Here is a 19,540-nt window from a genome sequence, read left to right as displayed (position 1 = left end):
CCCGCCGCCGGCAAACGGCCAGCTGCCACCGCCGCCGGTCGGCACCGCACCGGCCGGAGCACCGCCGGTAGCCAATGCCCCGGCATCGGCACCGGCACGCGCAACCCGCTAACCCCAAACCCCAACCGTACCCCTGCCTACGCCAGGGTGCGGTCGTCTGGTGGCATTCTCGCCAATAACACCGTGCCGTACCCCCGCGCAGGCGGGGGTCCAGAGCTCCGCCCACACCAACATCGTCTGCCACCCTGGATCCCCGCCTGCGCGGGGATACGCCGGGGAACATCGCAGCCGTCATCAAGAACAGACCTGGATCCCCGTCTCCGCAGGGATACGGCAATCTCCCAAGACAAACCGAACCAACCGGTGTAGGGCGTCCCGCCGCTGCCCGGAGCCCACCCCATGTCCCTCGGCCTAGATTTCGGCACCACCAATTCCGTCCTCGCGCGCGCCGATGCCGATGGTGCGACCCTCGTTCCGCTCGACGGTCCCGAGCGCAGCGACCCCGTGTTCCGCTCGGCTTTGTGCTTCTGGCAGGACGACGTGCCCGGCGGCATCGCGGTCGAGGCGGGGCCGTGGGCGATCGACGAATATCTCCAATATCCCGAAGGCTGCCGCTTCCTCCAATCCTTCAAATCGGTCGCCGCCAGCCCCAGCTTCGACACCGCGCCGATCTTCACCAAACGCTACCGGTTCGAAGACCTCGGCCGCGCCTTCCTCGATCGCCTCGCCGCGCGCGCCGATGGTGCGCTGGACGGTGCGCAGCGGATCGTCGTCGGCCGCCCGATCACCTATGCCGGCCACCGCCCCGACGAAGCGCTCGCCCGAAGCCGCTACGACGCGATGTTCGCCCGGCTCGGTGCCGAGATCGCTTATGTCTACGAACCGCTGGGCGCGGCGTTCAGCCATGCCGCGACGCTGACGCAAGCCGCCACCATCCTCGTCGCCGATTTCGGCGGCGGCACCAGCGACTTCTCGGTCGTCCGGCTGGAAGCCCCGGGCAGCGAACGCCGCGCCCGGCCGCTGGGCCATGCCGGTATCGGCATCGCCGGCGACCAGTTCGACCGCCGCATCCTCGACAAGCTGGTCCTGCCGCTGCTGGGCAAGGGCGGCACCTATCGCTCGTTCGACAAGGTGCTGGAAATCCCGGCGGGCCATTTCACCGACTTCACCGACTGGTCGCGCCTCGCGCTGATGCGCAACCGCAAGACCATGGCTGAACTCGACAAGTTGCGCCGCGCCGCGACCGATCCTGCGGCGATCGAACGGATGATCGCGGTGATCGAGGGCGAACAGGGCTATCCGCTCTACGACGCGGTCGGACGGGTGAAGCGCGCGCTGTCGATCGGCGAGGAAGCGACCTTCGCGTTCGACGGCGGCGGCATTTCGATCCATGCCCAGGTGACGCGCGACCAGTTCGAGACGTGGATCGCCGACGATCTCGCCCGCATCATGGCGACGGTCGACCGCGCGCTGGACGTCGCCGGGCTGGACGCGGGCGGCATCGACCGGGTGTTCCTGACCGGCGGCACCTCGCTCACCCCCGCGATCCGCCGCGCCTTCGCCGCGCGTTTCGGGCAGGACCGGCTGGCCTCGGGCAACGAACTGACCTCGGTCGCCCACGGCCTCGCGCTGATCGGCCGGCAGGACGACCTCGCGGCATGGGCCGCATAGCGCTTTCCTACACGCGGGCGGACTGCCATGCTCGTCGACGTTTTTTGACAGGTCCGCCCAACCTCGGTGCTGCCCGGCACACGCCGCTATCGAATGCAGCCAACCGTTCGTGCTGAGTAGGGGCTGAGCTTGTCGAAGACCCGTATCGAAGCATCCCGCCGCACGCGGTCCTTCGATACGCCCCTTCGACTTCGCTCAGTGGCTACTCAGGACCAACGGGTTCGGCAAGCACGTCGGGCAATGATCCCGAATGACAAGCAACCGCGCAAACTTCCGACCCGGACCGCAGCACGACAACATCTCAAGCCACTGAAAAAATACGTTTTCCTGCAACCCGCCGCCACCTGTGGCCTTGAACGTACAGCAACCTTCGCCAACTTCCATGACCGGCACGAACCACGCACTAGTGTGACTTTCGTGACCTTTGGCGCCGCGGCTACCGCCCGCGCCGCACCATCAGCGCCCGCGTGACGCCGTTCGTCCACCCGAATCCGTCCTGCAACGGATATTCCCCGCCACCGCCCGGCTTCACTTCCTCGACGTCATATTTCTCGACCAGCTTGCCCGACGCGGCATATTCCCGCTCGACGCTCGCCAGGAACCCCGTGGCGATCTTGTCCGCCAGCGCCTTGTGCCCCGTCCGGTCGAGCCCGGCGACCGCGATCCATTGCAGCGGCGCCCAGCCATTGGGCTTGTCCCATTGCTGCCCGGTATCGACCGTCGTGCTGCGCAGTCCGCCCGGTGCCAGCAGCTGCGCCTCGATCGTCGCCGCGACCCGGCCGGCACGTGGTCCGGTGCTCAGCCCGACGAACAGCGGATAGGCGGTGGCCGCGGTCACGCCGCTGCGCAGCCGGGCACGCCTGACGTCGTAATCGCCATAGCGCCCCTCGCTCTCGCTCCACAGCCAGCGCTCGATCGCCGCGCCGCGCTTCGCCGCCCGCCCGGCAAAGTCGCGCGCGGTCGCGGCATCGCCCGTCGCCGCCGCGCCCTCGGCGATCGCCCGCTCCATTCCCCACAGCAGGCTGTTGAGGTCGGCGGGCAGGATATTGGTCGTATCGATCGTCGCCAGCGTCCGGCCGTCGGCCAGCCAGCGCGACGTATAGTCCCAGCCGCTCTCCGCCCCGGCGCGCAGGTCGCGATAGACCTCCGCCGCCGGCCGGCCGCTGGCCTTCGCCGTCTCGACATCCTCGCGCCACGATTCGTCGCGCGGGCTCGTCCGCGCATCCCAGTAATGCTGGAGCACCGCCCCGTCGGGCAGCGTCACCGACCGTTCGGGACTGGTGAAATAGCCATGCTCGCGCCGCAGCGCCGCCAGCCGCCGCTTCGTCACCGCCGGATCGCGGTTCTGCGACAGCGCCATCATGCGGTACAGGAACGGCGGCTGCGACCGGCTGAGATAATAGGTCCGCGTACCGTTGGGCACATGGCCATGGCGCTCGACCAGATCGGTGAAGCCGTCGACCATCGATTCGACCAGGTCCTGCCGCCCGTCGGCGACCAGCCCCAGCATCGTGAAGTAGCTGTCCCAGTAATACAGCTCGCGGAACCGCCCGCCCGGCACGACATAGCGGTCGGCCACCGCCAGCGCGCTCGATCCCGCCGGCGGCGTCACCGGATCGCGGGTCAGGTGCGGCCACAACGCTGCGATATGCCGCGCGATCGGCAGTCGCGGCCCGGTGGCGGATTGGGGCACCGGCGCCAGCCCCGGCACGTCGAAATTGGCCAGTACGAACGCCCTGAGCGCGGCATCGTCGGCAAATCGCCCCGCCCGGAAATCGGCCATGATCGCCGCATCCGCCCGCCGGGGCACCGCATCGACGAAGGTCTTTCCGTCGGGAAAGATGCGCCGCATCTGCACCGCGTCGAACAGCGGCCCGAACCGGTCGGCCGGCGTCGCCACGCTCGCCGCCGGTGCCACGACGGCGACCGGCGGCGTCTGGCCGGACGTCGTGCATCCGGCCAGCAGGAACGGGATCAGCAGGCGATAGCGGCGCCGCATGTCACGCCACCGTCTGTTCGATCACGCCGAAGATCGGGTGATGCCGGTCGTCCTCGGCCCAGATGCGGACGGTATCGCCGGTCTTCAGGAACGGCGTCTCCGCCTTGCCGCCGCGGATCGTCTCGACGGTGCGGATCTCAGCAAGGCACGAATAGCCGACGCCGCCCTCGGCCACCGGCGTGCCCGGCCCGCCGTCGCTGTCGCGGTTCGACACCGTGCCCGACCCGATGATCGTGCCCGCGCCCAGCGCGCGCGTCCTGGCCGCATGGGCGATCAGCGTGCCGAAATCGAACGTCATGTCCTCGCCCGCTTCCGCCCGGCCGAACGGCTGTCCGTTCAGGTCGACGCATACCCGCCGGTGCAGCTTGCCGTCCCGCCACCACTCGCCCAGCGCGTCGGGCGTGACGAACACGGGGGAGAAGGCCGATGCCGGCTTCGACTGGAAGAATCCGAACCCCTTTGCCAGCTCGCCGGGGATCAGCCCGCGCAGCGACACGTCGTTGGTCAGCCCGACCAGCCGCACCGCTGCCAGCGCCGCCTCGCGCGACGCACCGGCGGCGACGTCACCGGTGACGACCACCACCTCGGCCTCGAAATCGCAGCCCCATGCCCCGTCGCCCGCCGGGATCGGATCGCGTGGGGCCAGGAACCCGTCCGACCCGCCCTGATACATCAGCGGGTCGTGCCAGAAGCTGTCGGGCATTTCCGCCCCGCGCGCCTGCCGCACCAGCGCGACATGGTTCACATAGGCCGATCCGTCGGCCCATTGATATGCCCGCGGCAGCGGCGACGCGGCGTCACGTTCGTGGAACCGGTCCTTGGGGATCACGTCATGGTCGAGATCGGTGGCAAGGTTGCGCAGGTCGCCCTCGACCCGGTCCCAGTCGTCCAGCGCCGCCTGCAGCGTCGGCACGATCGCGCTCGCATCCGCATACCAGGCAAGGTCGCTCGACACGACGACCAGGCGCCCGTCGCGACCGTCTTTGAGGCTGGCGAGTTTCATGCGGCACTCTCTCCTTTTATGTCCTGTCCCCGTTTGCGCGCCGTCGCGGACAATGTCGAGCCGCCGGATACACGCTTCGTTAGGACGTTCTCCCACAGGGTCCGATGCTGGAGGGAGTGCCGATGCAGCTCAGACGCGAGACCCTGGTCGCGGAACATGCCGAACTGCTGGCGGTGATCGGCGACCTGCTGCGCCATGCCGCCCGCCGTCCGCAGCCGGTCGCGGACATCGCCCAGCTGCGCTGGCGGCTGAGCCGGCTGCTCCTCGCGCATCTGGCGAAGGAGGACCGCCTGCTCCACCCGATGCTCCAGCGCGGCGGCGATCCGGTCGCGGCCGCCCTGTCCCACCGCTTCGAAGAGGAGATGGGCGGACTGTCGGACGGCTTCAAAGCCTATATGCAGGACTGGGACGCCCAGCGGATCGCGGCGGACCCCGGCGGCTTCGAAACCGCGACCCGGTCGCTGGCGACGGCGCTCTCCGACCGCATCCGCCGCGAGGAAACGCAACTCTATCGTCACATTCCCACGCCCAAGGTGGACGCGGGCGCCTAGGCAGCCTAGTGCAGCGCCGATACCGGCATGCATGAGGGTAACAGGACGTGGCGAACGTAGCGGTGATCGGCGCCCAGTGGGGCGACGAGGGCAAGGGAAAGATCGTCGACTGGCTGGCGGAGCGCGCCGACATGGTCGTGCGGTTCCAAGGCGGGCATAATGCCGGCCATACGCTGGTCGTCGGCGGCACCGTCTACAAGCTGTCGCTGCTCCCCTCGGGCATCGTGCGCGGTACCCCGTCGGTGGTCGGCAACGGCGTCGTGCTCGATCCGTGGGCGCTGAAGGCGGAGACCGAACGGCTGCGCGAACAGGGCGTTTCGGTCACCCCCGACACGCTGATGATCGCCGAGACCTGCACGCTGATCCTCCCGTTCCACCGCGACCTCGACGGGCTGCGCGAGGATGCCAGCGGCGCGGGCAAGATCGGCACCACCCGCCGCGGCATCGGCCCGGCGTATGAGGACAAGGTCGGCCGGCGTGCGCTGCGCGTCTGCGACCTCGCGCATCTCGACGATCTGGGCCCGCAGCTCGACCGCCTGACCGCGCATCATGACGCGCTGCGCGCCGGCTTCGGCGAGCCGCCGATCGACCGCGAGGCGCTGATCGCCGAGCTGCGCGAGATCGCCGGGTTCGTCCTGCCCTATGCCCAGCCGGTATGGCGCGTGCTGGCCGACGCCCGGTCGCGCGGCAAGCGCATCCTGTTCGAAGGCGCGCAGGGCGTGCTGCTCGACATCGATCACGGCACCTACCCCTTCGTCACCTCGTCCAACACCATCGCCGGCACCGCCGCGGGCGGGTCGGGCATGGGTCCGGGCGCGGTCGGCTTCGTGTTGGGCATCGCCAAAGCGTACACGACCCGCGTCGGCTCCGGCCCCTTCCCGACCGAACTCGAGAACGAAACCGGCGAACGCCTCGGCGTGCGCGGCCATGAATTCGGCACCGTGACCGGCCGCAAGCGCCGCTGCGGCTGGTTCGACAGCGTGCTGGTACGGCAATCGGTGGCGGTGTCGGGCGTGACCGGCATCGCGCTGACCAAGCTCGACGTGCTCGACGGGTTCGAGGAAGTGGCGATCTGTACCGGCTATCGCCTCGGCGACCAGACGCTCGACTATTTCCCGCCCCATGCCGCCGATCAGGCCGGCGTGGAGCCGATTTACGAAACGATGCCCGGCTGGTCGGAATCGACCGCGGGCGCGCGCAGCTGGGCCGAACTGCCGGCGCAGGCGATCAAGTACATCCGCCGCATCGAGGAACTGATCCAGTGCCCGGTCGCCCTGGTCTCGACCAGCCCGGAACGAGACGATACGATCCTCGTCCGCGATCCCTTCGCCGACTGATCCTTAACCCCGTTCGCTTCGAGCGCAGGGTCGAGCCGGTCGAGAACCGAAGTCGAGCAGGGTTGCCCCAAGCATCTCGTTCTCTGCCAGGGTTTCCCGAAGCAGCTCGAACCGAACAGTGAATCCCGAACGACAAAAGGCCCGCCCGGATCGCTCCGGACGGGCCTTCTTTCAGTTACCGGCGATCAGCGCGGCGCGCCGGTCGTGCTGCCCGGCGGCGTCGTGGTGGTCGTGGTCGGGCTGTCGCCCGTGGTCGGGGCGTCCGTCGTCGTGGTGTCGTCGGTCGCCGTGCCGTCGGGCTTGGTCTCACCCGAACGGGTCGGATCGCTCGACGGCGTCGTCGGAACCGGATTGGTCGGCCCGGTCGTCTGCGGCAGCGGCTGGGTCGGGCGGGTCGGATCGACATTGCCGGGCGTCGTGGTCGGCGGCGTCTGGGTGGTCGGCACCTGGGCGATGGCGGTGGTTGCGCCACCGAGGATCAGCAGGCTCGCGAAAATGGTCGTGCGCATCGAATATCTCCTTGCGTCAGTCGGGAGATTCAATGCGCCACACGGCCGATGGGTCCGGGCGTTCCACACGCTCCATCGTGCCATCGGACCGGGTCGGGGACGAATCGTGGCGCTTTGACGACCGGCTGCCATCAATTCGCCATATCTTTTGCATGACGGCATCCGCCAGCGAAGCCTACCCGACCTGCCCGCGATGCCGCAGCTTCTGGTCGGCCAGCACCAGTGCGACCATCGCCGCAACGACCGGGACGCCGCGGATGCCGACACAGGGGTCGTGCCGTCCCTTGGTCGCGATCGTCGTCGCCTGCCCGTCGGGTCCGATCGTCTCGACCGGGGTCAGGATCGAACTGGTCGGCTTGAACGCGACCCGCAGCGCCACCGGCTGCCCGGTCGAAATACCGCCGGCAATCCCGCCGGCATGGTTCGCCAGGAACTGCGGACCACCCTCGCCCGGCCGCATCGGGTCGGCATTGGCCTCGCCCGACAGCGCCGCGGCGGCGAAACCGTCGCCGATCTCCACGCCCTTGACCGCATTGATCGACATGGCGGCACTCGCCAGTTCGGCGTCGAGCTTGGCATAGAGCGGCGCGCCCCATCCGGCCGGCACGCCGTCCGCGCGGCACGCGACGACCGCGCCCAGCGACGACCCCGCCTTGCGCGCGCCGTCGACCAGCGCTTCCCAACGCTGCGCCGCGGCGGCATCGGGGCAGAAGAACGGGTTGCGACCGATCTCCGCCGCGTCGAACGCCGCCGGGTCGATCGCATCGCCGCCGATCGATTCGACCCACACGGTGATCGTCACCTCCGGGATCACCAGCCGCGCGACCGCGCCCGCCGCGACCCGCGCCGCCGTCTCGCGCGCCGACGACCGCCCGCCGCCGCGATAGTCGCGAAAGCCGTATTTGGCGTCATAGGCATAATCGGCATGGCCGGGGCGATACGCCTTGGCGACGTCCGAATAGTCCTTCGACCGCTGGTCGACATTTTCGATCATCAGGCTGATCGGCGTGCCGGTCGTGCGCCCGTCGAACACCCCCGACAGGATGCGCACCGCATCGGGCTCGCGCCGCTGCGTCGTGAACCGGCTGGTGCCCGGCCGCCGCGCGTCGAGATACGGCTGGATATCGGCCTCGCTCAAAACCAGTCCCGGCGGACACCCGTCGACGACCGCGCCCAGCGCCGGGCCATGGCTCTCGCCCCACGTGGTGAAGCGGAACAGATGCCCGAAGCTGTTGTGGCTCACGCGTCTTCCCCCAATGCCGCAAAGGCCCACGCATGCGTCGCCGCGCCGGGCGTGTGGACGCACGGCCCGTCGTTCAGCCGGATGCCCAGCAGATAGTCGCCGGCATAGGGGCTGTCGAACCCGTGCGCCGTCGCCGCCTCGAACCCGAAGCGGCCATAATAGGCCGGATCGCCCAGCACGAAGCCCAGCTCGACCCCGGCGCCGCGCAGATGCGCGATGGCGGCGGCGACCAGCGCCTCGCCCACCCCCTGCCCGCGCGCCACCCGGTCGACCGCCAGCGGCGCGATCGCCACAGCGGCGATCTCGCGCGTATCGGCGGTGACGTGCATCCGGCTGGCCGCGACCATGCCGATAACCGCGCCGTCATCCTCGGCGACCAGCACCAGCACGAGGTCGCCGTCGATCGCAAGTTGCTGCACCAGCCGCGCCTCCGCATCGCGCGGGAAACAGGCGCGCAACAGCGCATCGACCGCCGGCGCATCGGCACCGGTCGCCGCGCGGATGACGCTCATCGCTTACGACAGCGCGATGTCGGGCGCGTCCTCGGCCTTCATGCCGATGACGTTGTAGCCGGCGTCGACATGGTGGATCTCGCCTGTCACACCGCTCGACAGGTCGCTCAGCAGATACAGCCCCGCCCCGCCGACATCGTCGATCGTCACGTTGCGGCGCAGCGGCGAGTTCAGCTCGTTCCACTTCAGGATGTAGCGGAAATCGCCGATGCCGCTGGCGGCCAGCGTCTTGATCGGCCCGGCGGAGATCGCGTTCACCCGGATATTCTCCGGTCCCATGTCCATCGCCAGATACTTGACCGACATGTCGAGCGCCGCCTTTGCCACGCCCATGACGTTGTAATGCGGCACGACCTTTTCCGACCCGTAATAGGTCAGCGTCAGCAGCGATCCGCCGTTCGGCATCAGCGCACGCGCCCGCTGGGCGACCGCCGTGAACGAATAGACGCTGATGTTCATCGTCATCAGGAAATTGTCGAGGCTGGTGTCGTAATAATGCCCGCGCAGCTCGTTCTTGTCCGAAAAGCCGATGGCGTGGACGACGAAGTCGATCGTCGGCCACCGCGCGGCGATGGTATCGAACGCGGCGTCGAGCGCGCCCATGTCCGACACGTCGCATTCGATCAGGAAGTCCGCGCCCAGTTCGGTCGCCAGCGGCCGCACGCGCCGCTCCAGCGCCTCGCCCTGATAGGTGAAGGCAAGCTCGGCACCCTGCGCCGCCAGTTGCTTGGCGATGCCCCAGGCCAGCGACCGATCGTTGGCGAGGCCCATGATGACCCCCCGCTTGCCCTGCATCAAACCGTTCACGCGACCGTCCCTCTTTCGTCTGTTGCCTGACCCTCTAGCGCAGGGTCGGGCGTTTCCGCCAGCGCCGCGTTCAATTCGCCGCCGATCACCACGCCCAGCCCGACGATATAGAAGAAGAACAGCGCGATCATCACGCCGGCCAGGCTGCCATAGGTGCGGTCATATCCGCCCAGCGCATCGATCGCCAGCGGCAGCAGTTGCGTCGTGCCGATCCACACGCTGGCGGTCGCGACCGCACCCGGCCATTTCGGGCATTTCGAATGGCGGTACTTCTTGGGCGCCAGCGAATAGAACAGCGTGTAGAGCGCGATGAACAGCGCCAGCGCGGGGAACAGCTTGGCGATCGACAGATACGCGGCATAGGGCTGGAGGAACGGCAGCGCGCGGTAGATCAGCTGCTCGACCCCGACCAGCACCACCTGAAGGCTGAACGCGATCATCAGCATCAGCACCGATCCGACGATCAGCCCGATCGACCCCAGCCGATATTCCCAGAACGGCCGCGAGAACGGAATGCCGTACGCCTGACGCAGGATCGACCGCACCGTTTCGATGAAGCCGGTCGTCGTCCACAGCCCGACCAGCCCGCCCAGCCATAGCAGCGACCCCGACCGCGCCTGCAACACGTCGAGGATCGGTTGCTGCAACACCGCCGCGACCTCGCTGGGCACGGTTTCGAGGAATGCGCTGACTGCGTGGATACTGTCCTGGCTCCGCCCGACGGCGCGCGCGATCGCCGCGGCGACGATGAAGAACGGGAACAGCGTCAGCAGCGACAGATAGGCAAGGTTGCCGGCATGGGTGAAGCCGTCGTTGAACGTCCCGATCGCGACGCGCTTGATGACCTCGATCGCCCGCGCCGAGGGGCGCAGGCGCGACAGCGCCGGGCGTCCCTGCCGGTGCCGTGCCTCGGGACTTTCAGGGGACGGCTGGGTCATGCAATCGGGCCCGGTCGGGTGGACAGCCGCTTCAAACGCCCAGACGCGCCCGCGGGTCCGTATCGCGACCGTCCCACGCCTCGACGAAACCGGCCAGCGCCGCATCGTCGGCGGGAATGTCGATCATCAGCGTCACCAGCTGGTCGCCGCGCGTCCCGTCCTTGCGATGGAAACCGCGCCCCTTCAGCCGCAACGTCTTGCCCGAGCTCGCGCCCTTCGGCACGCTCAGCATCACCGCGCCCTCGACGGTCGGCACGCGGACCTTCGCGCCCAGCACCGCCTCGGCAAGGTTGATCGGCAGGTCGACACGCACATCGTCACCGTCGCGGGTGTAGAAACGGTGCAGCTGCACCTCGACCGTCACGATCGCGTCGCCCGCGCCGCCCGGCCCCGGATCGCCCTTGCCCGACAGGCGCATCTGCGTGCCGGTATCGACCCCGGCGGGCAGCTTCAGGTCGATCGTCTTGCCGTCGGCCAGCGTGATCCGCTGCGGGCTGAGCGTCGCGGCATCCTCGAACGGGACCTTCAGACGATAGGCGACGTTGCCGCCCTTGGGCTGCGCGCGCCGGCCAAAGCCGCTGGCGAACCCGCCACCGCCGCCCGGGGCCCCGCGACCGCCGAACAGCCCCTCGAAGATATCCGAGAAATCGCCGCCCTGCCCCTCGGCGCCCATGTCGAACCCGCCGCGCCCGCCGGGACCGGGACGAAAACCGCCGCCACCGCCGCCGCCGGTACCGAAGCCGAACGGCGAGGCCGGATTGCCGTCGCCATCGATCTCGCCGCGGTCGAAGCGCGCACGCTTGTCCTTGTCGGTCAGCAGGTCGTACGCCTGGGTGACCTTCGAGAACCGGTCCGATGCCGCCTTGTTGTCCTTGTTGCGGTCGGGGTGCAGCTCCTTGGCGAGCTTGCGATACGCCTTCTTGATGTCCGCTTCGGTGGCGCCGCGCGCGACGCCCAGGGTTGCATAGGGATCAGCCATGGTCCGGTAGCTAGGGCGGGAACCGCCGCTCGGCAATGCCCACCACTCATGAAACGGACCCAAAACGATCCCCGGTTCAACGCCGGTTCACGCTGGAAACGGCACCGGACGCCCACGGCCTGCGTTGGCTGCGCAATCGTTATCCGGAGAAGCCCGTCATGCTCGAAGCCCCGCTGTCCCGCCGCCGCATCCTCGGCGCCGCCGCCCTCGTCGTTCCGGTCGCCCTGCTCGGCGGCTGCGCGACCCCGCTCGGCAGCTATGGCGTCGAAGAGGGCGTGCGCCGCCTGCTGACCCTGTCCAGCCAGCGTGCGTTCGAACGTCTGGTCCGCCCCGGCGGCTTCTACGACGACCAGCTGACGCGCCTGACGCTGCCCGACACCGGCGGGCAGAACAACGTGCTGGCCGCCGTGCTGCGCACCAATGCCGTACGGGGACGCATCGCGATGGCGCTGAACGACATCGCGGTCGACGCCGCCGATCGGGCGACGCCGGTGGTGCTCGATTCGATCCGCGGGCTGACGCTGGCCGATGCCGTTTCGGTGCTGCGCGGCGGCCCGACCGCGGCCACCGACCTGCTCGCCCGGTCGGCGCGCGGCGCCGTGATCGACGCGATGTTCCCCGAATTTTCGAACGGCCTGCGTTCCGACACGACCGAGATCCTCTCGGCGATCGTCTCCGCCCAGACCGGCATCGACTATACCGCCATCGCGCGCAGCGCCGCCGATCAGGCAGGTGCCGCGATCTTCCGCGCGATCGGGCGCGAGGAAGCCGCGATCCGCGCCGACCCGCGCCGCACCGGCGATCCGGTGCTGACCGCGCTGCTGCTCGGCACGCGGGGCTGAGGACGGGCTTGGCAAGCGCGTCGGCGGGGCGGATATAGTCGCCCATGCCGACGCCAACGCCCGCCGACCCCGAACTCGACGTCATCATCATCGGCGCCGGCCTGTCCGGCATCGATGCGGCGTGGCACCTGCAACACAGCTGCCCCGACCGCAGCTACGCGATCTTCGAAGGGCGCAAGGCGATCGGCGGGACATGGGACCTGTTCCGCTATCCCGGCATTCGCTCGGATTCGGACATGCACACGCTGGGTTTCCCCTTCCGGCCGTGGCGCGGGGACAAGTCGATCGCCGATGGCGGCGACATCCGCGACTATATCGAGGATACGGCGCGCGTCTTCGGCATCGACCGGCACATCCGCTTCGGCCATCGGGTGATCGCCGCCGACTGGTCGTCGGAACGGGCGCGCTGGATGCTGACCTGCGAGGCGGAGGGTGCGGTCCGGACGATCGCCTGCCGCTTCCTGTTCATGGGGTCGGGCTATTACGACTATGCCGCCGGCCATGCGCCCGACTTCGCCGGGCAGGAGGACTTCGCCGGCCAGATCGTCCATCCGCAGCATTGGCCGCAGGACCTGGATGTCACCGGCAGACGTGTCGCGGTGATCGGCAGCGGTGCGACCGCAGTCACACTGGTCCCGGCCCTCGCCGCACGCGGCGCACGGGTGACGATGGTGCAGCGCTCGCCAAGCTATATCGTGTCGCAGCCTTCCCGCGACGCCGTCGCGCACCAGCTCTACCGCTGGCTGCCCGAAGCGGTCGCCGGACGACTGGCGCGGTGGAAGAGCGCGGCGCTGGGTCTCGCCGCGTTCCAGTTCGCGCGGAGCTGGCCGAAGCGGATGCGCGCGCTCGTCCTGCGCGGGGTGCGGGCGGAGCTGCCCGACATGGCCGATGTGGACCGGCATTTCAGCCCGCGCTACGATCCGTGGGACCAGCGGTTGTGCCTCGTCCCCGATGCCGATCTCTTCGCCGCGTTGCGCGACGGATCGGCGGCGATCGTCACCGACACGATCCGCCGCTTCACGCGCGACGGCATCGACCTCGGATCGGGCGGGCGGGTCGAAGCCGACATCATCGTCACCGCGACGGGGCTCAAGCTGCACCTGCTGGGCGGCATCGTGCTGCGCATCGATGGCGAACCGCTCGTGCCGGCGGGGCGGCTGATCTATCGCGGCATGATGGTGTCGGGTGTGCCCAACCTCGTGCTGGCGGTCGGCTACACCAACGCGTCGTGGACGCTGAAGATCGACCTGGTGTCGCGGCGGATGTGCCGGATGCTGAACCATATGCGTCGCTACGGCTACGACGTCTGCGCGCCCGCGACACCGGGGCCGGATATCGAACGCCGCCCGCTGCTCGACTTCAGCTCGGGCTATGTCCAGCGCGCGGCGGACATGACGCCGGCGCAGGGGTCGCGGGCGCCATGGCGGCTGCGGCAGAACTACTTCCTCGATTACATCGCGCTGCGCTTCGGCAGGCTGGCGGACGGGGTGCTGACCTTTACCCGGGCCGGCGCAGGCTCACGCCTCCGCTGACACCGGCGTCGCGTCGGCCAGCTCGACCCGGTTCCGCCCGCCGCGCTTCGCTCGGTAGAGCGCGAGATCGGCGTGGTGCAGCATCGCGGCGGGCGACGTGTCGGGGCTGGCCGCCGCGACACCGCCGCTGACCGTCACCGATACCGACAAGCCGCGCGCCTCGATCGGGGTGTCGGCAATCTCCTCGCGAAGGCGGTCGGTGGTGGCCCATGCCTCGTGCGGCTCCGCATCGGCGAACAGGATCGCGATCTCCTCGCCGCCATAGCGCGCGACGCAATCGACGGTTCGTACCGACGCGGCGATCCGCGCCGCGACCGCTTCGAGGACGAGGTCGCCGATCTGGTGGCCGTGCGCGTCGTTGATGCGCTTGAAATGATCGATATCGATCATCGCGACGACATAGGGCCGGCCCGATCGTATCGCGTTCTCGCGCGCCGCCGCCAGCATGGTCATCATCGTCCGACGATTGGCGAGGCCGGTCAGCGGGTCGGTGCTGGCAAGGCGTTCCAGCGTGACGTTGGCGGCGCGCAGTTCCTGCGTCCGCTGGCCGATCACCGTTTCCAGCGCGCGCGTCCGCCGCCGCAGTACCAGCGTGCGCAACTGGACGATGCCGAAGATCAGCAGGCACGCCAGCACCGCCAGCACCAGCCGGACCGACCACCATTCATGCCATGCCCGCGCGACCAGCAGGTCGACGGTCGTCGTCACCACCCGCGGATGGACGCCCGGTATCTGCGCCTGCAGTTCCAGCACGTAATCGCCGCCGGGCAGGTTGGTGTAGATCGCCGCCGCCGGCGTGGCGGGCGGCACCGCCACCCAGTTCTCGTCGAACCCGCGCAGGCGGTAGCGATAGCGGATCTCGTCGGGCGCGGCATAGTCGGTGAGCGCGAAGCCGATGCGGATACCGCGCCCGTCCGACTGGATGCTGTGCCGGCCGGCCAGCGGATCGATCGGAACCGCCCGGCCATTCTCCTCGATCTCCGTCGGGGCCAGCGTCGTCGCCACCGGGGGCTGCGCCGCCAGCATCCGGTCGGGGCGCAGCACCAGCAGCCCGCCGGTACCGCCGAACAGCAGGTCGCCGCCATGGGTGATCGCCGCCACCCGCTGGTTGAACGCGTCGGACGTCAACCCGTCACGCCGGCTGACCACCAGCACGCTTTCCCGTGCCGGATCGATCACCGATATGCCGCTGGCCCCGGTCGACCAGATGCGGCCGGCGCGATCGGCCTGCAACGCGGCGACATTGTCGTTGGCAAGGCCGCGCGCCTCGTTGATCGCATGGAATCGCCAGCGATCTCCTGCCGGCATGCCGCGGGCGACGCCGCCATAGGTGCCGATCCACAGCGCGTCGGGCTGCGGCACGATCGATCCGGTATAGTTTTGCGGCAGGCTGGCGGGATCGTCGGGCCGGTGGCGATAGGTCGCGAAGCGGCCGGTCGCCGGATCGAACCGGTTGACCCCGCCCGGCGTCGCGATCCACACTCCGCCGCCGGGTGCCGCGACGATATTGATGACCTCGTTGTTCGCCAGCGTGCCGTCGTCGCCATCGACATGGCGATAGCGTTGCATGCGGCGGGCACGCTCGTCCCAGACGAACAGGCCCTTGTACGTCCCGATCAGCAGCCGCTGCTCCACCCATGCCAGCGATATGACCGGCAGGTCGCCCAAGTCGGGCAGCGGCAGCGGCCGTTCGCGCAACGTGTCCGGATCGATCGCGACGATCCCGCGTCCACCGGCCAGGATCGTGCCGTCGGGCCGTTCGGCAAACGCCTTCACATCCTGTCCGGCATGGCTGCCGTCGAGCCGGAGGTGACGGACGACACCCGCGACCCGATCGACGCGGTCGACCAGCCCGTTGCCCATCCCTATCCAGATGCGATCATGGCGGTCGACCATCACTCCGCGCACGTTCCGGTCGGCCAGCGATTGGCGCGGATCGGGCATCGCGTTGGCGATGGTGAAGATCGCGTCCATGTCGGGATCGGTCTGCGACGCGCCGACTTCGGTCGCCGCCCATAGCCGCCCGGCGCGGTCGATCGTCACGTCGCGCACGGTGTCGCCGGCCAGCGACCCGCGATTTGCCGGACCGTTGCGCATCGCCCGGACCGCGAAGCCGCCGCGCGTTGCGATCCGCAGCACGCCGACCCCGTCCGTCCCTGCCCACACCACGCCGTCCGCACCGACCGCAAAGGAACGGATGGTGCGGTGGCTGATCTGTGGCGCATCCCCGGCCAGCGCGGGCGGCTGCACGAACCGGCCATTCGCCAGCTGGACATAGATGCCGTGGGACCCGGTTCCGATCCACAACCGCCCGGCGGCATCGCGCGCGATCGCCCAGACGTCACCGATGGCGGGAGTCGCCACCTGCACGAAATCGCGCGCACCGCGCCGGCGAACGAACAGTCCGGCATCGCCCCCGGCATAGATCGTCCCGTCGGCATCGGCATGCACCGCGAACGCGCCCTCGGCCAGCACGCTGCCCGGACGCGTCACCGGGTGCACATGGTTGCGCGTGGCGTCATAGTGGAACACGCCATGGTCCGACGCGATCAGCGCGCCCCCGCGACGATCGGACGCGAGGGCGAGGATGCGGCTGCCCGGCCCCACCCCGCCGGCCCCCGGCGTCGGTACGAAGCTGTTCGACACCGGGTCGTAGCGCACCATGCCACCGACGTTCGTCCCGACCAGGATGCCGCCATGGGACAGGGGCAGGAGGGCGCGAATATAGTTGTCGGGCAGGTTGCCGATGTCGATGGCGGACTGGCGGAAGATCTTCAGCCGTTGCCCGTCATAGCGCGCCAGCCCGCCGCGCGTACCGATCCACATCAGCCCGTCGCTCGCCTGCACGATCGCGGTCGTCGTCGCATGCGGCAGTCCGGCATTGCCGTCGAGCGTCTGGAACCGCGGCGTGCGCCAGGCGGACCATTCGTCCACCGCCGAAGACGCAGCGGCGGCAACACCGGAAATCAGGCCGGCAAGCAACAGGAAGAGGGGAACAAGATGCCGCATGATGGTTCCGGCGGCATAGTGGGCAGGGATGGTTGAAACAGCCTTAACGCAGCGGCGGGCCGAACCCCGCAAGCCGCAACGCACCGTCCAGCGCGTCGCCACGCGGTGGGGTGAGCCGCGCCACGTTGCGCATCCGCAGCCACGGCACCATCCGCGACGCCAGCCCGCCGACCAGCGTACAGCGGTTCACACCGCGCGCAGCGATGGTGTCGATGAAGCGTTCGACATGCCCCGCCGCATCCTCGACGATCGACCGCGCGATCGGGTCGCCGGCATCGGCATGGTCCATTACCAGCGGCGCCAGCGCACCGTAATCGCGTGGGCTTGCCTGCGCCATCCACGCCACCGCCTGCGCCGTATCGTCGCCGAAACGGGCCGACACCGCATCGCTGAGCGCGCTTGTGTGCGCCCGGCCGTCGAGAGCGCGCAGCGCATGGCGCATCGCGCTCAGCCCCAGCGCGGCGCCGCTGCTCTCGTCGGATATCGGGAAACCATAGCCGCCGATCATCTCGGTGGCACCACCCATCCGCAGCAGCGCGACGCTGCCGGTGCCGAGGATCAGGATCGCGCCGTCTTCGCCACCATGCGCGCCCAGTTGCGCGATCTCCGCATCGCTGGCGAAGGCGACCGGCCCCAGCCCGAAATCGGCCGCTGCCAGCGCGTCGCGGATACCCGGCCGGCGGATACCGGCAATGCCCATGCCTACCCGCACCGAAGACAGCTGCGCCGCGTCCAGCCCGGCCTGCGCCACCGCCTGCGCCATCGTGGCGGCCAGCACCGCACGCAGCGCGTCGATGCCGATCCCGGCATTGGCCGGGCCACCCTCTCCCGTGCCCAGCACCGTGCCCGCCGCATCGACCAGCCGCGCACGACAATGGCTGCCACCGGCATCGACCCCGATGAAGAAGGTCATGCCTCCCGTCCCCAGCCGCGTGCCCGCGGCGTCTGACCGATGCCGGGATTGAGCTGGTTGCGCGGATCGAGCGTGCGGTAGAAGTCGGCCAGTGCGGGTTTTGCGGGATATAGGTGCCCGACATTATGTTCGGCGGGATATTGCGCCCCCGCCGCATCCAACCGCCGCCACAGCGCATGCTCGAACGCCAGCGGATCGACGCCCTTGCGCACGATATAGTCGCGGTGGAACACATGGCAGAAGAAATGCCCGTAATAGAGCGTATCGACGACTTGGGTCGCCAGTTCGGGCGGCAGTTCCTCGGCCCAGTCGCGCGCGTTGCGCGGCAATGCGACATCGAGCGCGACGATATCCTCCACGGTGCGCCGCTGCACCGCACGGTAACGGACGGCAGCACCCGCCGCGACGAAGCGGTGCAGGAACGCCTTGTCCGCTTCCCCGGCAGTACATTCGAACCAGCCGTCCGGCAGCAGCGTGTCGAGCAGCGTTGCCGTCGCATCGCGATCCGCCATCGGCATCTTGAGCAGCAGATGATGTTCGAACCGGTCGCGCCATACCCGCATCCGCGTGGGCAGGTGATCGCCCATCAGCGGCGCCAGCCGTTGCAGCACGCGGTCGCTGAAATTGGCGACGACCCGCCCGGCGACACCATCGATCCATGCCTTGGCGGCGAACAGCGCGGGCAGGCGATCGGTGCCCAGCCGCTCGATCGCGCGAAAGCTGTCGCGGCCATAAAGGTCGGCGATGTCGAACGCGCCGCGGTGCATATATTCGCCCGCGATCGGCAGGGCGGCGAAGTCGCGCAGCATCGTACGACGCAGCTCGGTCAACCGGTCGGGATCGTCGGTCCCGATGTAGAAGGTGACGCTGTCGTCCTCCCGCGCGAAGGTGTCGAGCCGCACGGCAAAGACGATCAGCTTGCCGGCGCTCCCCGCCGCTTCGAACAGGCAGCGGGGATCGGCGTTGAAGCGCGCCGGCACGTCACTGTCGATATCGCGGACATGGTCGACATAACGATGGTCGTGTGCCGGCTTGTCCGCCGCCGGATCGACATCGGCAGCGGTGAAGTCGCCGCGGTCGAGCCGGGACAGGATCGCCTCCGGATCGTCGCCGAGGTCGATGCCGAGATGATTGACCAGCCGCAGCGTGCCGTCGTCGTCGAGCCGGCCGAACAGTGCCAGTTCGGTATAGGCCGGCCCACGCCGGATCAGCGATCCGCCCGAATTGTTGCAGACCCCGCCGACCACCGACGCGCCAAGGCACGACGACCCGATCACCGAATGCGGCTCGCGCCCGAGCGGCCGCAGCGCCGCCTCCAGTCGATACAGCGTGGTCCCCGGCAGGCAGACGACCTGCTCTCCCCCGCCCAGCAGGTGCAATCGGTCTAGCCGCGTCGTGCTGACGATCACCAGCCCGCCGGGATAATCGTCGCCGTCGGGCGTCGACCCGCCGGTCAGCCCGGTGTTCGACGCCTGCATCAGGATCGACACGTCGGCGGCGACGCACGCCTGCACCACCCGCCACAGCTCGACCAGTGTCGCCGGACGCACGACCGCAAGCGCCGCACCCCCGCCGGTGCGATAGCCGCGCCGGAACCGCGCGGTACGCCGCGAACCGGTCAGGACGTGGCGCGCGCCGACCGCCTTGCGCAGGTCGACGATCAGCCGCTCGGTTGCCGGATAGTCCATCATGCCA

The 19,540-nt window shown here is 69.3% G+C and carries 16 protein-coding genes; 5 read left to right on the top strand and 11 right to left on the bottom strand.

Annotated features, from left to right (window positions below; translation table 11 throughout):
* Positions 1 to 399 precede the first annotated feature (399 nt).
* A complete protein-coding gene (locus QLH51_RS16255) occupies positions 400 to 1,671 on the top strand; it encodes an Hsp70 family protein (protein ID WP_125661515.1) in 1,272 nt (423 codons plus the stop codon).
* Between the two features lie 436 nt (positions 1,672 to 2,107).
* On the opposite strand, the gene treF is transcribed toward QLH51_RS16255, so the two are convergent.
* Both treF and QLH51_RS16245 read right to left on the bottom strand, forming a co-directional pair.
* The gene (treF, locus tag QLH51_RS16250; protein ID WP_125661518.1) at positions 2,108 to 3,670 is read right to left on the bottom strand and encodes an alpha,alpha-trehalase TreF; all 1,563 of its coding nucleotides are present in this window, start codon (positions 3,668 to 3,670) and stop codon (positions 2,108 to 2,110) included.
* Position 3,671: 1 nt separating this feature from the next.
* Positions 3,672 to 4,673, bottom strand: a complete 1,002-nt coding sequence (locus QLH51_RS16245) for a fumarylacetoacetate hydrolase family protein (RefSeq protein WP_125661521.1) — start codon at positions 4,671 to 4,673, stop codon at positions 3,672 to 3,674.
* Positions 4,674 to 4,795: 122 nt separating this feature from the next.
* On the opposite strand from QLH51_RS16245, the gene QLH51_RS16240 reads away from it, so the two are divergent.
* Together QLH51_RS16240 and QLH51_RS16235 are read left to right on the top strand one after the other, a co-directional pair.
* Positions 4,796 to 5,224, top strand: a complete 429-nt coding sequence (locus tag QLH51_RS16240) for a hemerythrin domain-containing protein (protein WP_164516224.1) — start codon at positions 4,796 to 4,798, stop codon at positions 5,222 to 5,224.
* 47 nt (positions 5,225 to 5,271) lie between these two features.
* Positions 5,272 to 6,561, top strand: a complete 1,290-nt coding sequence (locus QLH51_RS16235) for an adenylosuccinate synthase (protein WP_125661527.1) — start codon at positions 5,272 to 5,274, stop codon at positions 6,559 to 6,561.
* A 185-nt stretch (positions 6,562 to 6,746) separates the two neighbouring features.
* Here the strand turns inward: QLH51_RS16235 and QLH51_RS16230 are convergent, their stop codons facing one another.
* From QLH51_RS16230 to QLH51_RS16205, 6 genes are all read right to left on the bottom strand, one after another.
* Positions 6,747 to 7,070, bottom strand: coding sequence for a hypothetical protein (locus QLH51_RS16230; RefSeq protein WP_125661530.1), 324 nt, complete (start codon positions 7,068 to 7,070; stop codon positions 6,747 to 6,749).
* A 175-nt stretch (positions 7,071 to 7,245) separates the two neighbouring features.
* Positions 7,246 to 8,313, bottom strand: a complete 1,068-nt coding sequence (gene aroC, locus QLH51_RS16225) for a chorismate synthase (protein WP_125661533.1) — start codon at positions 8,311 to 8,313, stop codon at positions 7,246 to 7,248.
* Complete coding sequence (locus tag QLH51_RS16220; protein WP_125661535.1) at positions 8,310 to 8,825, bottom strand: GNAT family N-acetyltransferase; 516 nt, start codon at positions 8,823 to 8,825, stop codon at positions 8,310 to 8,312. Before QLH51_RS16220 ends, aroC begins: the two co-directional genes overlap by 4 nt.
* Before the next feature lie 3 nt (positions 8,826 to 8,828).
* Positions 8,829 to 9,632, bottom strand: a complete 804-nt coding sequence (fabI, locus tag QLH51_RS16215; protein ID WP_125661538.1) for an enoyl-ACP reductase FabI — start codon at positions 9,630 to 9,632, stop codon at positions 8,829 to 8,831.
* A complete protein-coding gene (locus QLH51_RS16210; RefSeq protein ID WP_125661541.1) occupies positions 9,629 to 10,570 on the bottom strand; it encodes a YihY/virulence factor BrkB family protein in 942 nt (313 codons plus the stop codon). The genes fabI and QLH51_RS16210 overlap by 4 nt, the downstream gene beginning before the upstream one ends.
* Positions 10,571 to 10,601: 31 nt before the next feature.
* Entirely contained in the window at positions 10,602 to 11,549 is a 948-nt protein-coding gene (locus QLH51_RS16205) for a DnaJ C-terminal domain-containing protein (RefSeq protein ID WP_125661543.1), read from the bottom strand.
* A 158-nt stretch (positions 11,550 to 11,707) separates the two neighbouring features.
* On the opposite strand from QLH51_RS16205, the gene QLH51_RS16200 reads away from it, so the two are divergent.
* Both QLH51_RS16200 and QLH51_RS16195 read left to right on the top strand, forming a co-directional pair.
* Positions 11,708 to 12,391 (top strand): DUF4197 domain-containing protein, encoded by a 684-nt coding sequence (locus QLH51_RS16200; RefSeq protein ID WP_164516225.1) that lies wholly within the window; start codon positions 11,708 to 11,710, stop codon positions 12,389 to 12,391.
* 44 nt (positions 12,392 to 12,435) lie between these two features.
* Complete coding sequence (locus QLH51_RS16195; RefSeq protein WP_125661549.1) at positions 12,436 to 13,923, top strand: flavin-containing monooxygenase; 1,488 nt, start codon at positions 12,436 to 12,438, stop codon at positions 13,921 to 13,923.
* Here QLH51_RS16195 and QLH51_RS16190 read toward each other — a convergent pair.
* From QLH51_RS16190 to dld, 3 genes are read right to left on the bottom strand one after another with little or no spacing between them, the layout of a single operon-like run.
* On the bottom strand, positions 13,909 to 16,932 hold the full coding sequence (locus QLH51_RS16190) for a diguanylate cyclase (protein WP_125661552.1): 3,024 nt from the start codon (positions 16,930 to 16,932) through the stop codon (positions 13,909 to 13,911). The genes QLH51_RS16195 and QLH51_RS16190 overlap by 15 nt on opposite strands.
* Before the next feature lie 43 nt (positions 16,933 to 16,975).
* Entirely contained in the window at positions 16,976 to 17,845 is an 870-nt protein-coding gene (locus QLH51_RS16185; protein ID WP_125661555.1) for a BadF/BadG/BcrA/BcrD ATPase family protein, read from the bottom strand.
* On the bottom strand, positions 17,842 to 19,533 hold the full coding sequence (gene dld / locus QLH51_RS16180) for a D-lactate dehydrogenase (protein ID WP_125661558.1): 1,692 nt from the start codon (positions 19,531 to 19,533) through the stop codon (positions 17,842 to 17,844). Before dld ends, QLH51_RS16185 begins: the two co-directional genes overlap by 4 nt.
* Between the last annotated feature and the right edge of the window lie 7 nt (positions 19,534 to 19,540).

This window comes from Sphingomonas sp. 2R-10 (assembly GCF_030062225.1).
GTDB lineage: Bacteria > Pseudomonadota > Alphaproteobacteria > Sphingomonadales > Sphingomonadaceae > Sphingomonas.
The sequence above is the reverse complement of the archived record's forward strand: the minus strand, read 5'-3'. Positions and strand labels throughout refer to the sequence as shown.